The following is a 14,599-nucleotide window of genomic DNA, read 5'->3' on the forward strand; positions in this document are numbered from 1 at the left end:
AATGGGCAAAACCGGCGAATGTTAGGGGAGGTTTAATATCAAGTCAATGTTTAAGATTTAAACTCTAACTACTTAAAAGTATATTGAATGGTGGTTTTGGCCACCCTTGGTGTCTCGTGCTAGCACGGATACCAGCCCGGCCCGGCGCTGCTCGCCGGTCAGCGATCAGGGCGCCGCTGGTCGATTCGGGTGGGGGCGGGTGGTTGTTACGGCTGCTAACCGGGTGGCTTGCATCACGCTCGCATCGCGATTGAAAATTTCCATGACCTTGTTCCGGTCAACACCTTGAACCCGATCCGGAACCCGGTTAATCTGCAGTTGCCCGTCGTTGATGGGCATCAAACCGGCGACGCGGAGCATCCGCCAACCGGTTCCAAACGGGAGCAATCTGTTGCTTCCAGGCTGGAGAGACATCCAACTCCCTCCGCCAAAACTGACGGCAAGTGCAAGTTGCCCGCCGTCAACCCCGGTGGGTTCTGCTCACCGGGGTTTCTTGTTTTTGGACGTGCGTGATCGGCATCGGAAGCAACAGCAGCGACAATACGGGCTTCGCCAGGCGCTTCGACGCGCCGGCTCCTATATAGAACGATCCCTGTATGTCGCTGTTTTCCCTGCGAAGAAGTCCCCCCCAGTCCAATGCCCCGGAATCTGCCGTGAACACGCCCGCCAGCTCCAAGCCAGCCGCTGCCAGCGCCGCTCATCCCCTGGATGCCCTGACCGGTGGCGCGTTTTCTGCGCCCACCACGGGCGAACGCGCGTCCCGCATCCGCGAATGGCTGGCCAGCGAACCGGGGCTGGAGCAGATGACCGAGGTGTTCAAGGAGCTGTCGCAGCGCGACCGGGGTGCGGCCAAGCCGCTGAAGGAAAAGCTGGACGAACAGAAACGTTTGAAGGCCCAGGAACAGATTGCCGCCGAGTGGGCCGTCAAGGCCGAGGCCCTCATCGGGCAGTCCCGTCTGAACCTGGCCGATGCCATGGCCTGGCAGCGCGACGCCGCGCGTGCCGGAGCGCCGTTGTCGCGCGAACCCCTGGCGGGGCTGAAGCAGGCCCTGGCCGAACGCGTCAAGGCGATCGAGGATGTGCAGCACCGCGTTCAGGTGGAGCGCGAGTCGGCGGTGCTGATGGCCCAGCGCATCGAAGTGATGTCGACCAAGCCGTGGCGCGAAGCCCTGCAGAGCGCCGAAGCGCTGCGCACCGACGTGGCTCAATGGCAGCAGCAGGCCAGCACCCTGGCCGACGACGCCCAGTGGCCCAGCGTCGAGCCCAAGTTTCCCCCGATGCTCCAGGCTTCCCGCAGTCAGCTGCAACTGGTGTGGGAGGCTTTCGAAGCGGCCCTGGCCCAGGCTGTTGCGGCCGATGCGAACCCGCAGGCGCCGCTGCCTGCTGTGCCGGTGTGGGCGGACGAGTTGCGCGCCGCGCGCGGTGTCGACGCCGCCGTGCCAGGTGAAAAAGCCGCTCACGATGCCCAGGCCGCCCAGGAACGCCGGGCCAAGGTGCTGGCCGAGCTGGACCGTGCCCTGGGTGTGCTGGAGCGCGAGCTGGCCGAGGGGCATGGCAAAGCCACGCCGAAGGCCGCGGCCGATGTGCGTGCGGTGCTGAAGTCGCACGCCCGCCTCATCGGTCCCGAGCTGGAGGCCCGCGCCCACGCGGCGCTGACCCAGGCCGGTGATCTGGAAGACTGGCAGCGCTGGCGCGCCGATCAGCTGCGCGAAGAGCTGGTGAAAAAGGCCGAGGCCCTGTTGCAGCCGCCCGAAGGCCAGCGGCTCGGCGGGCGCAAGATGCAGGAGACCCTGCGCAGCCTGCGCGATCAATGGAAAGCAACCGACCAGGGCGGCCAGCCCAACCACGCGTTGTGGAAGCGTTTTGACGAAGCCTGCACCGAGGCCCACAAAGGCGTCGAGGCCTGGCTGACCCAGGTCCGCCAGCAGGCGGAGGCCCACAAGACCCAGCGCATGGCGATCATTGAAGAACTCAAGGCCTGGACGGCTGCGCACGCGGAGAGCACCGACTGGAAGGCCCAGGTGCGTGAACTGCACGCGTTCTCCGAGCGCTGGCGGGAAGCGGGCCACCTGAGCGAAAAGGCGTTTGCCGAAATGCAGCCGCTCTGGAAAACCGCCATGCACGCCGCGCACGCCGGTCTCGAAGCTGCGCAGGCACAAAGCGTCGAGCGCCGCCGGGCCCTGATCGACGAAGCCAAGGCCATGGGCGCCGCGCCCCAGTTGCGCATCGACGCGGTCAAGGCGCTGCAGCAGCGCTGGCAGGCCGAGGCGCACGCGGTGCCGCTGGAGCGCAAGCAGGAACAGAAGCTGTGGGAGGCCTTCCGCCAGCCCATTGACGAGGCTTTTGCCCGCAAGAGCAGCGAACGCGAGAAGGCGTCCACGGCACTCAACGCCCACGACCAGCGGGTGCTTGAAGCTTCGCAGGCGGTGGATGCGGCCAGTGCGAGCGGCGATGTCCAGCAGATCCGCGCCGCCATGGCGGCGCTGGAGGCCGCCTTGCGCGGCCAGGCCGCGGCCGCAGACGAACCGGCCAGCGGCACGGTGAAGGCCGTTGCGTCGCAGGCCGGGGTCGGGTCCACGGAGGCGATGGCAGAGGATCAAGCCCTGGCTCCGGCTGCGGAGGGATCTGCGCCGGCCGATGCCGAAGGCGAAGGCGAAGCTCCCGCGGTGGAAGCCGCCGTGCCCGCCAAACCAGCCGCCCCGCCGAAGAAGATCGTGGCGGTGCGTGGTGATGACCGCCCGGGCATGAAAAAGACCGAGCCCGCCGGACGTGACGACCGCCGTGGCCCCCCGGGCCGTGACAGCCGCGATGCACGGGGTGGTTTTGGTGCTCGCGGTGATGCGCGGGATGGGCGAGGGGGTGACCGCTTTGATCGCGAGCCGCGGGGCCCGCGCCTGGGGGACGCCGCTTTCCGCGCCCAGCGCCAGGCGATCGAACACGCCGAAGCGGCGTTGCGCAAGCTTGCGGCCCAAGCGCATGGTGAGGTGTTGACCCAGTTGCTGACCGCCTGGGAGCAGCGCGATGCGTCGCAGCTGCCGACCGCGCAGGCGCTGGGTTCGCGGGTCAACGCGGCAACCCGCAGCGCGTGGTCGCAAAGCCTGAACGGGGGTGCGCCCGCCGCGGTGCCTGCCGACGCCTTGTTGCGGCTGGAAATGGCGGCCGAAGTGCCTACGCCGGCCGAACTGCTGGATACCCGCCGCATGCTGCAACTGCAGTTGCTCACGCGCCGCCACGAAGCTGCGCCGGTCGATACCTGGGCTCAGGATGTGTCGCGTGTGCTGGCTGGTGTTTACGACGCAGGCGCTGCGCGCCGTTTGCAGAACACGCTCAAGGTCCTGCTCAAGCGCTGAGCGGACGTCGGTGGCCTGCCTGCCATTGGCGGGCTACCGACCACTATGCCTGGTCAGCCCGAAAAAACCCGTCATACAGCGAAAGCAGGGTCGGGAACTCGAGAGCGAAGCGCTCGCGGTTGACAAAGTAGGCCTCGCAGGTCACCGCGAAAAACTCGGCCGGGTCCTTGGCGGCATAGCTGTCCAGCCAGGGGCGCTCGCCACCGAAGCGTTCGGCCAGACTCAGCGTTTCGCGAAACTGGGTGAAGGCGATGGACATGGTGTCGCGCCAGTGCTTCCTCGCCTGGGCCGGACGGGTCGCGCCCCACAAACCCTGGGGCAGCACGGGTGCCCCATCCGGGGTTTCACCGGCTTGCATGCCGCGCATGTCCATCTTGTGCACGAACTCGTGGATCACCACGTTGTTTCCGCTGGTCGCGGTCTGGCCGGCTTGCGCGACTTCCTCCCAGCTCAGCATCACGGGGCCACGGTCCATGGCTTCGCCCGCGAGGACTTCGCGGTAGCGGTGCACCACACCCGCGGCGTCGGCCGTTTCCCTCATGGCCACCGCAGCACCCGGCTGCACCACAATGCCGACGAAATCGTCGTACCAGTCCAGCGCATCCATCGGGTTCTGGTGGTCCCGGTCCGCCGGACTGGCGATGTGCAGCAGCGGCAGGCAGGCCTGCGCCGCGATGCTCAACGCCATGGTGTCGGTGATCTTCAGGCCGTGGGCGCCGTGGAACTCCTTCTCCAGCAGGAAATGGCTGCACAGCTGCTGCAGGTGGCTTTGTTCCGTTGCGGTGAGTTCGGCCAGGAAGGGGTGTTGTGCCAGCGTTTCGCGCCACAGCGCTGCGGGCAGCGGCTGCGGGCTGCGCCAGCGCCTGGGGAGCCAGCGTTGCAGCAGACGGGCCACCGGCTTCAACACAAGGGCAATCGCTGCAACCCGTCCAGCGCGCTGAGGCGCAGCACATCGGCACGCGGTGGCTGGGCGGTCGGATCCCAGTCGCTGAGCACCACGCGCCGCAGGCCCTGTCCCAGATCGTGCTGATCCGGGCGGTGGGTGTGGCCGTGGATCAGGGTCTGTGAACCGGTCGCCTGCAGCCACTGTCTGGCCGCATCCGCATCGACGTCGGCCCAGAGGGTGTGATCGTGCGCGCTGCCGCGTTTGCGGGCCTCGCTTTGCTCGCGCAGCCCGCGTGCAATCGCTTCACGCTCGTTCAGCGGCCTGGCCAGGAAATCGCGCTGCCAGTCGGCAGAACGCACCACGGCGCGGAAGCGCTGGTAGTCGGTATCGGCCAGGCACAGGGCGTCGCCATGGCTGAGCAGCCAGTGTTGGCCGTGAAATTCCAGCACCGTCGGATCGTTCAGCCCGACCATCCCGCAGGCGGCCAGTGCCTGGGCACCGAGCAGGAAATCGCGGTTGCCGTGCATGAAATACACCGGGGTGTGACGGCTGTGCTCCCGCAGCAGCTGGGCGCAGGTGTGCCAGAAGGACGGGGTGTTGGAGGTCTGGGGCGCGAGCACGTCGTCGCCGATCCAGACTTCAAAGAGATCGCCCAGGATGAACAGGGCATCGGCCCGCAGGGCAGGGGCCTGCTGCAGATAGCGTTCCCACAGGGCCAGTGTGGCCGGTTCCGACGCCTGCAAATGGAGGTCGGAAATGAAATCGACCGCTTGCCAGTGCGCGGGTGCGCGCAGGGTGGCGAAGCGGTCGGAGGTCGTGTCTGGCATGGGAGAGGGGCAAGGAGCCCCTGCCATCAAAGGGCGACGGCTTTTTCGATGACGACGTCTTCCTTGGGCACGTCGTCATGGAAGCCTTTGCGGCCGGTGGCAACGCCCTCGATCTTCTTCACGATGTCAGACCCGGAAACCACCTTGCCGAACACGGCGTAGCCCCAGCCCTGGGCGCTGGGTGCGGTGTGGTTGAGGAAAGCGTTGTTGGCCACGTTGATGAAGAACTGGGCGCTGGCCGAGTGCGGGTCGCTGGTGCGCGCCATGGCCACGGTGTAGAGCTCGTTCTTCAGGCCGTTGTTGGCTTCGTTGTTGATGGGGGCATCGGCGGGCTTCTGGTTCATGCCCGGCTCAAAGCCGCCACCCTGCACCATGAAGCCGGGGATGACGCGGTGAAACACCGTGTTGTTGTAGTGACCCTTGTTCACGTACGACAGGAAGTTGGCGGTGGACAGGGGCGCTTTTTCGGCGTCCAGTTCCAGGGTGACGACGCCGAAGTTGGCGATGTGCAGTTCGACTTGGGGATTGGCCATGTTCATTTCTCCAGGGTGGCTTTGAGGATGGTGAGGGGTGTCTTGGGCACGTTCTGGTGCATGCCCTGGTTGCCGACTGGAACGAGCTTGATCTTGTCCACCACATCCATGCCCGCGGTGACCTTGCCAAAAACGGCATAGCCGTATCCGTCGGGGTTGGGTGCGTTCAAGGCGGCGTTGTCGACCACGTTGATGAAGAACTGTGCCGTGGCGGAGTTGGGATTTTGTGTTCGGGCCATGGCGATCGTGCCACGGTCGTTTTTCAGCCCATTGCTGGCTTCCAGCGGAATGGACGGGCGGGTTGCTTTTTGCTGGAAGTCGGCGTTGAAACCGCCGCCCTGGATCATGAAGTTGTTGATCACGCGGTGGAACACGGTGCCGTCATAGTGTTTGTCGCGCACGTATTGCAGAAAGTTCTCGACCGTTTTCGGACTCTTGTCGGGATACAGCTCCAGCACGATGTCACCCATGGAGGTGTTCAGGCGCACCTTGGGCGTCTCGGCGACCGGCGTGCCTTGGGCCCATGCGGCCACCGGAAGCAGGACCGCTGCAGCACTTGCGACGAGCAGGGAAGCCAGATGACGGCGCAAAGGGTGCTGCTTGAAAGGGGTGTTTTGCATCAAAGGGTACCTTCTGAGAATATTTTCCACTGGTCGCGTTCCAGCGCCCAGTACTGCCGGCGTGTGACGCCGCGGGATTGGCCCAGAGGAACCTCGCCGAAGGTCACCACCATGGTGTCCTGGGCGTCGCGCCAGCGAAGCAGGGAGAGCTCCTTGAGCTGCAGTTCCCGGGGGCCTTTCGCGGGGCTCAGTTCGCTCTCGACGCGCGGCCACCATTGGGCCAGATCGCGGCCCTGGTTCTGGAAACGGCTGGAGCAAAACCCCTTGAGCTGCCCGAGATTGCCCTCGCTCTTGGCGACGCGCCAGGCTTCCAGGGCTGCCTCAAAGGCCTGACGCTCGGTGTCGAGTGCCTCGGGTCGCACCCATTGGAGCTCGGGCGCGATCACGACCGGCGTGGTGCGGATCTGCACGGTCTTGAGCAGCCGCTCCAGATCGGGGTTGGACAGGACCACGCAGCCATCGGAGGCCTGAGGGGCGCGCACAAACTGCTCGCGGGGCGTGCCATGCAGCCAGATGCCGCTGCCGGTCTTGCCGCGTTGCACGTCGAGCGGGTTGGGGTAGTTGATGGGCAGTGCACCCACGCCGTACAGGTCGGGCAGGTTGTCCGGGTTGAGGTTGCTGGTGATGTAGTAAACGCCCAGCGGTGTGCGCTTGTCGCCCTCGACGGTTTTCTCGATGCCGGACAGGCCAACGGAAATGTAGAAATCACCCACCAGGCGCAACCGGGGCGGCTGAGCGATCAGGCTGCCCGACGCAGAGGGGGTCTGGTTCTCGAACAGGTACAGGCGTGAACGGGATGCATCGATGGCAATCGCATGCCGGCTCTGGGATGACAGGGCGAGGAACTGTGCGGGGATGCTCCCGGCGGGTGGTCGCTCCATCAGGGCCCGCAGACGGCGGCGCGATTCTTCACGCAACGTCTTGAGTTGCTCAAAAGCAGCAAGCGCCTTGGTGTCAGGCACATCGCCGAGATGGCGGACCGGGCGCGTTTGCAGGCTCAGCAAGTCGCCGTGCACCAGGTGCGCCAGGTGAAAGTTCGGATGGTCACGCACCAAGGTGTCGGCCTTGGTCAGCGCCTCGCGCGCCAGGCCCTGGCTGATCAACTGGTAGATTTCAATGAGGCGGGCCTCGGCCTGGCCCATCAGCGGCATCACCTGCTGCAGGGCTTCACCGGAGAGCGGGCTGGATTGCAGCCCGGACACCATTTGGGGCGTCCCAAGCAACTGGGCTGCGTCCTGAACCTTGCTCAGTGCGCTGTCGAGCATGGACGGCTCGGAGGATGCCCTGGCTGGATCAGCGGTCGTGACCACAGCGGTTATCCGGTCCATCAGGCCGCCGGACAAGCCCATCGGACCCCCGCAGGAACTGATCAAACCGATGGCCAGCGCCAACGCGGCCAGAACGAGCAGTCCGGTGGCCGGACGCAGCAGGCTGCCAATGCCCGAGCTCAGGTTGGCGGTTGGAATGCTGGCGTGGCCATGCTGGAGGTACCGCCGACCGGCCATCAGGAACCCGTGGTTTCGCGCACGATCAACCAGCGGCTGCCGCTCTTGACGAAATCAAGTTTTTTCTGGCTGGTGACATTGAGCGTGTCGGAGCTGTAGTCCTGCTTGAAGCTGGCCGATGCGCGATCACCATCAACCGATACCGACAGATCGCTGATGTCCACGCCGATGCGCGAACGAGGCACGATGCGGGCCTTGCGGTCCGCTTCCCACGCACTGCGGGCCTGGCCGCCGGGGGGCGTGAAGTTGCCGGCGTAGGCACCCAGGTAAGCCTGCATGTTCTTGCTGGACCAGGCCTTGGCCCAGGAAGCCACGGCGGCTTCCACGGCGGCTTCGGCGTTGCCCGAAGCGGCGGGTGCGGGCGTCGGAGCCGGGACTGCGGGCTTGGTCACCGCCACGGGTGCGGTGGCAACGGGCGCCGCCGCCGGAGCCAGCGCCGCACCCGGGCGGGCACCGCCCTTGGCGTCGGCGCTGAACAGGGTGCGGATCAGGCTGAGCTTGGGGGCCACGGCGGTGTTGCCGGAATCCAGTTGAAGTGCCTTGCTGTACGACTGGCTGGCCAGCTTGGCGTACACGTCACCCAGGTTCTCATGGGCTGTGGCGTAGCTGGGGTTGGTGCGGATGGCCATTTCGAGGGCTGCGCGCGCCTTGTCAAACTGGCTCTGTCCGGCGTATAGAACGGCCAGGTTGTTGTAGGGCTCGGGCAGTTCGGGAAATTCTTCGGTCAGCTTGGAAAAGGTGGCAATGGCATCGCTGTGTTTGCCGCCTTCGGTCTGGATCACGCCTTTGAGGAAGCGCATCTGGGGATCGCGAGGCTTGCTGGTGAGGTACTGATCCACCTTGCTCAAGGCCTCGCTGAGTTGCCCGGCCCGCATGAGGCGGTTGACCTCGGCGTAATCGTCGGTCTGGGCCATGACCACGGTTGCCCCCAGCGCGGCCGAAACAGCCACCGAGAGCGCCAGCAGGCGCAGCCGGGATGTGACCAGGGTGGAGGTGCCGCCGCGACTGGAAGCGGACAGCATGGACGAAGGTTTGACGGGGTGATGCATGGGACCTCAGAAGAGCGAATGCGGGCAGACCGAAGACCGCGGGCGGGCCTGTAAACATGAATATAGCGCCTGTCCGAGTGCGCTCGCCCAAGACCAAGCTGGCTATACTGGCAGATTGTATCTGAGGGTGTAAGTCCAATGGCTTCCTGATGCCGGTCGGACGTGACATTCGGCCCGCTCGCACCCACTGTTCCGACTTTTTGTTCCGTTTCGGACCTGCTGGCCGGTGCGAAGTGGAAGGTGCTGTGTTCGGCCCCCCCGCTTCCGTTCACTCCCCGAATCCTGTTCCCATGACCCTGAGCATTTTCAATACCCTGTCCCGTCGGCCGGAGCCGTTCGAACCCCTGGAGGCGGGTCATGTGCGCATGTATGTCTGCGGCATGACCATCTACGACCTGTGCCACATCGGCCACGCCCGGATGATGATGGCGTTCGATGTGGTGCAACGCTGGCTCAAGGTCAGTGGCTACCGTGTGACCTATGTCCGCAACATCACGGACATCGACGACAAGATCATCCAGCGGGCGCTCGCCAGAGGCATCACCCTCCGGGCACTGACCGACGAAATGACGCTGGCCATGCACCAGGACATCGCTGCGCTGGGCATCGAGGCGCCCAGCTTCGAGCCGCGCGCCACGGCCTACGTGCCGCAGATGCTGTCAATGATTGGCCAGCTCGAAGCCAAAGGCCTGGCCTATCGCGCTCAGGATGGCGACGTGAATTTCGCGGTGCGCCGGTTTCCCGGCTACGGCAAGTTGTCGGGCAAGTCGCTGGACGATCTGCGTGCCGGCGAGCGGGTGGCGGTGGCCAGCGAAAAGAACGATCCACTGGATTTTGTGCTCTGGAAGTCCGCCAAGCCCGATGAACCGGCAGAAGCCCGATGGGAAGGACCCTATGGGCCAGGACGACCGGGATGGCATATCGAGTGCTCTGCCATGAGTTGCGCGCTGCTGGGTGAGACCTTCGATATCCATGGTGGCGGGGCCGATCTGCAGTTTCCGCACCACGAGAACGAAATTGCCCAGTCCGAAGGGGCGAGCGGAAAGCCGCTGGCGCGCTTCTGGATGCACAACGGTTTTGTCCGCGTGGACAACGAAAAAATGTCCAAGAGCCTGGGCAACTTTTTCACCATCCGCGAGGTGCTGGCCAAGTACGACGCCGAGACGGTGCGTTTTTTCATGGTTCGCACCCACTACCGCAGCCCGCTCAATTACAGCGACGCGCATCTGGACGATGCCCGTTCAGCCCTCAAGCGCCTCTACACCGCCTTGTCGATGGTGTCTGCCGAAGCGGTGGCCACCATCGACTGGTCGCATCCGTTTGCCCAGCGTTTCCGCGCCGCGATGGACGAGGACTTTGGCACGCCCGAAGCGGTGGCCGTGCTGTTTGATCTCGCGAGCGAAGTCAATCGCAGCAAGGATGCGGCGCTGGCCGGGCTGTTGCGTGCCCTCGGCGGCACGCTGGGACTGCTGCAGGTTGAGCCGGCGGCCTTCTTGCAGGGCGGTGGTGGCGCGGCAGGTGGGCTGGACGAGGCGGCGATTCAGGCGCTGATCGGGGACCGTGCCGTTGCCAAGCAGGCGAAGAATTTTGCCGAAGCCGACCGCATACGTCAGGAGCTGCTGGCGCAGGGCGTGGTGCTGAAAGACAGCGCCCAGGGCACCACCTGGGAGCGCAGCTGATGGCGTCTGTGTTGCCCGACGTGGGACCCGAGGCCCCGGTGTACTGGCAGGAGGCCTGTCGTCACCTGATGAAGCGCGACCGGGTGATGAAAAAGCTCATTCCCCTGCACAGCGGCGTGAGCCTGCAGTCGCGGGGTGACGCGTTTGTCACGCTGGCGCGCAGCATCGTGGGCCAGCAGATTTCGGTGAAGGCGGCGCAATCGGTCTGGGACCGGTTTGCCGTGTTGCCCAAGAAGATGTTGCCCGCCCAGGTGCTCAAGCTCAAGGTGGACGACATGCGCGCGGCCGGCCTGTCGGCCCGCAAGGTCGAGTACCTGGTGGACCTGGCCCTGCACTTCGCCAACGACCAGGTGCATGTGAATGCCTGGGCCGATATGGACGACGAGGCCATCATCGCCGAGCTGGTGGCGATCCGCGGCATCGGTCGCTGGACCGCCGAGATGTTCCTGATCTTCCACCTGATGCGGCCCAACGTGCTGCCGCTGGACGACGTGGGCTTGCAGAATGGCATCAGCCGCTGCTATTTTTCGGGCGAACCGGTGAGCCGCAGCGAGATACGCGAAGTGGCCGCTTCCTGGGCGCCGTTCTGCAGTGTGGCGACTTGGTATATTTGGCGCTCGCTGGACCCGGCCCCCGTGGCCTATTGATACAAAAAGACGTCGTTGAAACACCGTCCTGATTCCTTCAGGACATGGAACCGCGAGCCGCATGCGTGCGGAGCGCGGAAGGGTCGTCACAAGACCACAGGAGTCACACCTTGGCCAAAAAGAACTTTCTCGATTTCGAACAACCGATTGCCGATCTCGAAACCAAAATCGAAGAACTGCGCTACGTCCAGACCGAATCGGCGGTCGACATCTCCGCCGAGATCGAGCAGCTGTCGGGCAAAAGCCTGCAGCTCACCAAAGACATCTACAGCAACCTCACGCCCTGGCAGATCACCAAGATCGCGCGCCACGCCGATCGGCCCTATACGCTGGACTATGTGCGCGACATCTTCACGCACTTCCAGGAACTGCACGGTGACCGCCACTTCTCCGACGACCTGAGCATCGTCGGCGGCCTGGCCCGCTTCAACGGGCAGCCCTGCATGGTGCTGGGCCATCAGAAAGGGCGCGACACGAAAGAGCGTGGTCTGCGCAACTTCGGCATGACCAAGCCCGAGGGCTACCGCAAGGCGCTGCGCCTGATGAAGCTGGCCGAGAAGTTCAGGCTGCCGGTGTTCACCTTCGTGGATACCCCGGGCGCCTATCCCGGCATCGACGCCGAGGAACGTGGCCAGTCCGAAGCCATTGGCCGCAACATCTTCGAGATGGCGCAACTCGAGGTACCGATCATCTCCACCATCATCGGTGAAGGTGGCTCGGGCGGTGCGCTGGCCATCTCGGTGGCCGACCAGGTGCTGATGTTGCAGTATTCGGTTTACTCGGTGATCAGTCCCGAGGGCTGTGCCTCCATTCTCTGGAAGACCAGTGACCGTGCCAGCGATGCCGCCGATGCCCTGGGCATCACCGCGCACCGCCTCAAGGCGCTGGGCCTGGTGGACAAGATCGTCAACGAACCGGTGGGTGGCGCGCACCGCGACCACAGGCAGATGGCCGCGTTCCTCAAGCGCGCACTGACCGATGCGTGGCGCCAGGTGGCCGACCTCAAGGTCAAGGAGCTGGTGGACCGCCGCTACGCGCGCCTCAACAGCTACGGTCGCTACACCGACACCAAGGCCGAGAGCAAGTCGGACAAGCGCTGAGGTGAGCGCCTTGCCTGCGCCCGCCAACCCCTGCGAGCAGGCGTTGGCGGCGTGGTGCGCGCACTGGTTGTCTGCCAGCGGGGCCGCTCACACCGCCTTGAAGCCGGTGGCTGTGGCCTTCAGCGCCGGTGCCGATTCCACGGCCTTGTTGCTGGCGGCGAAACAACGCTGGCCCGACTGCGTGCTGGCGCTGCATGTTCACCACGGGCTGCAGGCGGCGGCCGACGGTTTTGAAGCCTTCGCCAGCAGTTTTTGCGAGCTCCACGGCATTGGCCTGCAGGTGCGCCGCGTGCAGGCGGCACATGCTCCGGGACAGAGCCCTGAAGATGCCGCGCGGGCCGTGCGCTACACCGCGCTCGCCGACATGGCGCAGCAGGCGGGTGCGTCCATTGTGCTGCTCGGGCAGCACGCCGACGACCAGGCCGAGACCTTGCTGCTCGCGCTCAGCCGGGGCGCCGGACTGCCCGGCTTGGCGGCCATGCCCGACCGGTTCGAACGGCACGGTGTGGTGTTTGGCCGTCCCTTGCTGGGCTTGCCGTCTGCCGCTTTGCGCGAATGGCTGGATGTCACGGGACACGCCTTTGTGGAAGACCCGACCAACACCGACCTGCGCTACACCCGCAACCGCATCCGGGCAATCCTGATGCCGGCCTGGGAGGCCTGTTTTCCGGGCTTTCGACCGCTGCTCGCGCGCAGCGCGGGTCATGCGGCTCAGGCGCAGGTGTTGCTGGACGATCTGGCCCGGATCGATCTGGCGCAGGCCGGCATGCCCCCCGCCATCCCGGCGTTGCAGTTGCTCAGCCGCGAGCGCCAGGGCAATGCACTGCGCCACTGGTTGCGCCAGATTGCGGGTGTGGCCGCGAGCACGGCTCAGCTGGACGAGTTGCTGGACCAGGTGGCCGATTGCCGCACGCGCGGCCACCGCATCCGCATCAAGGTGGCCAGCGGTTTCGTCACGCGCGAAGGCGGGCATCTGGCCTTTGCACCGGTGGACGGCGTCCCGTCGATATAATTTCAAGGCTTTGCCGGGCGCGTTTTGCGCCCTCGCCTGGGCCGCCATGTCAGGTGTTGTGCGCCCTGTTTCCTCGATTTTTCCAACCCATTCCAACCCGATGGCTTTGATTGTTCACAAGTACGGCGGCACCTCCATGGGGTCGACCGAGCGCATCCGCAACGTGGCCCGGCGCGTGGCCAAGTGGCACCGGGCCGGTCACCAGATGGTGGTGGTGCCCAGCGCCATGAGCGGCGAAACCAACCGCCTGCTGGGCCTGGCCAAGGAGCTGGCCCCGAGCAAGGCCGGCAGCGCCTACGGCCGCGAACTCGACATGCTGGCCGCCACGGGCGAACAGGCCTCTTCGGCCCTGCTGGCGATTGCGCTGCAGGCCGAAGGCTTGGCGTCGGTGAGCTACGCCGGCTGGCAGGTGCCGATCAAGACCAACAGCGCCTACACCAAGGCACGCATCGAATCGATCGACGACCAGCGTGTGCGCGCCGACCTGGATGCACGCAAGGTGGTGATCGTGACCGGCTTTCAGGGTGTGGACCCGGACGGCAACATCACCACCCTGGGCCGCGGCGGCAGCGACACGTCGGCCGTGGCCGTGGCCGCCGCGCTGAAGGCGGCCGAATGCCTGATCTACACCGACGTGGACGGCGTCTACACGACCGACCCGCGCGTGGTGCCCGAAGCGCGCCGCCTGCTGCGCGTGAGCTTTGAAGAGATGCTGGAAATGGCCAGCATGGGCAGCAAGGTGCTGCAGATCCGTTCGGTGGAATTTGCCGGCAAGTACAAGGTGCCCCTGCGTGTGCTTTCGAGTTTCACGCCCTGGGACATCGACCTGAATGAAGAAGCCGCCTCCGGCACCCTGATCACTTTTGAGGAAGACGAACAAATGGAACAAGCCGTCGTTTCCGGCATTGCCTTCAACCGCGACGAAGCCAAGATCTCCGTGCTCGGCGTGCCCGACAAGCCCGGCATCGCGTACCAGATCCTGGGTGCGGTGGCCGAGGCCAACATCGAGGTCGACGTGATCATCCAGAACCTGAGCAAGGACGGCAAGACCGACTTCAGCTTCACGGTGCACCGCAACGATTTCCAGAAGGCCATGGACCTGCTCAAGGGCAAGGTCGTGCCCGAGCTCGGCGCGGCCGACGTGGTGGGCGACGCGCGCATCTGCAAGGTCAGCATCGTCGGCATCGGCATGCGCAGCCATGTCGGCGTGGCCAGCCGCATGTTCAAGTGCCTGAGCGACGAGGGCATCAACATCCAGATGATCTCCACCTCGGAAATCAAGACCTCGGTCGTGATCGACGAGAAGTACATGGAGCTGGCCGTGCGCGCACTGCACCGCGAGTTCGATCTGGACCGCACCGAAGACAGCATTGCCGGCTGAAATGGCCTGT

The 14,599-nt window shown here is 65.2% G+C and carries 12 protein-coding genes; 6 read left to right on the forward strand and 6 right to left on the reverse strand.

Features of this window, described 5'->3' with window-relative positions:
• Window positions 1-596: 596 nt before the first annotated feature.
• A complete protein-coding gene (locus AC0GNO_RS12660) occupies window positions 597-3,350 on the forward strand; it encodes a DUF349 domain-containing protein (RefSeq protein ID WP_472904169.1) in 2,754 nt (917 codons plus the stop codon).
• Window positions 3,351-3,393: 43 nt separating this feature from the next.
• Here the strand turns inward: AC0GNO_RS12660 and AC0GNO_RS12665 are convergent, their stop codons facing one another.
• The 6 genes from AC0GNO_RS12665 to AC0GNO_RS12690 are packed head-to-tail and all read right to left on the reverse strand — an operon-like array spanning window position 3,394 to window position 8,743.
• Window positions 3,394-4,245, reverse strand: a complete 852-nt coding sequence (locus AC0GNO_RS12665) for a M90 family metallopeptidase (protein ID WP_472904170.1) — start codon at window positions 4,243-4,245, stop codon at window positions 3,394-3,396.
• A 5-nt stretch (window positions 4,246-4,250) separates the two neighbouring features.
• On the reverse strand, window positions 4,251-5,063 hold the full coding sequence (locus AC0GNO_RS12670) for a UDP-2,3-diacylglucosamine diphosphatase (protein WP_472904171.1): 813 nt from the start codon (window positions 5,061-5,063) through the stop codon (window positions 4,251-4,253).
• A 26-nt stretch (window positions 5,064-5,089) separates the two neighbouring features.
• Window positions 5,090-5,596, reverse strand: a complete 507-nt coding sequence (locus AC0GNO_RS12675; RefSeq protein WP_472888505.1) for a peptidylprolyl isomerase — start codon at window positions 5,594-5,596, stop codon at window positions 5,090-5,092.
• A 2-nt stretch (window positions 5,597-5,598) separates the two neighbouring features.
• Window positions 5,599-6,216 carry a peptidylprolyl isomerase gene (locus tag AC0GNO_RS12680; protein WP_472904172.1) on the reverse strand — a complete coding sequence of 206 codons (618 nt, stop codon included), beginning with the start codon at window positions 6,214-6,216 and terminating at the stop codon, window positions 5,599-5,601.
• Complete coding sequence (locus tag AC0GNO_RS12685; RefSeq protein WP_472904173.1) at window positions 6,216-7,721, reverse strand: L,D-transpeptidase family protein; 1,506 nt, start codon at window positions 7,719-7,721, stop codon at window positions 6,216-6,218. The genes AC0GNO_RS12680 and AC0GNO_RS12685 overlap by 1 nt, the downstream gene beginning before the upstream one ends.
• Window positions 7,721-8,743, reverse strand: coding sequence for a tetratricopeptide repeat protein (locus AC0GNO_RS12690; protein WP_472904213.1), 1,023 nt, complete (start codon window positions 8,741-8,743; stop codon window positions 7,721-7,723). Before AC0GNO_RS12690 ends, AC0GNO_RS12685 begins: the two co-directional genes overlap by 1 nt.
• Before the next feature lie 317 nt (window positions 8,744-9,060).
• Between AC0GNO_RS12690 and cysS the strand changes: the two genes are divergently transcribed.
• The 5 genes from cysS (at window position 9,061) to AC0GNO_RS12715 (ending at window position 14,589) form a co-directional block, all read left to right on the forward strand.
• The gene (cysS, locus tag AC0GNO_RS12695) at window positions 9,061-10,449 is read left to right on the forward strand and encodes a cysteine--tRNA ligase (RefSeq protein WP_472904174.1); all 1,389 of its coding nucleotides are present in this window, start codon (window positions 9,061-9,063) and stop codon (window positions 10,447-10,449) included.
• The gene (locus AC0GNO_RS12700) at window positions 10,449-11,096 is read left to right on the forward strand and encodes a DNA-3-methyladenine glycosylase family protein (protein WP_305363049.1); all 648 of its coding nucleotides are present in this window, start codon (window positions 10,449-10,451) and stop codon (window positions 11,094-11,096) included. Before cysS ends, AC0GNO_RS12700 begins: the two co-directional genes overlap by 1 nt.
• A 110-nt stretch (window positions 11,097-11,206) precedes the next feature.
• Window positions 11,207-12,196, forward strand: a complete 990-nt coding sequence (locus AC0GNO_RS12705) for an acetyl-CoA carboxylase carboxyltransferase subunit alpha (RefSeq protein ID WP_305363048.1) — start codon at window positions 11,207-11,209, stop codon at window positions 12,194-12,196.
• 10 nt (window positions 12,197-12,206) lie between these two features.
• Window positions 12,207-13,208 carry a tRNA lysidine(34) synthetase TilS gene (tilS, locus tag AC0GNO_RS12710; protein ID WP_472904214.1) on the forward strand — a complete coding sequence of 334 codons (1,002 nt, stop codon included), beginning with the start codon at window positions 12,207-12,209 and terminating at the stop codon, window positions 13,206-13,208.
• 100 nt (window positions 13,209-13,308) lie between these two features.
• A complete protein-coding gene (locus AC0GNO_RS12715; protein WP_472904175.1) occupies window positions 13,309-14,589 on the forward strand; it encodes an aspartate kinase in 1,281 nt (426 codons plus the stop codon).
• The last annotated feature ends 10 nt before the right edge of the window (window positions 14,590-14,599 follow it).

The sequence above is a fragment of the Hydrogenophaga sp. L310 genome, from assembly GCF_055703065.1.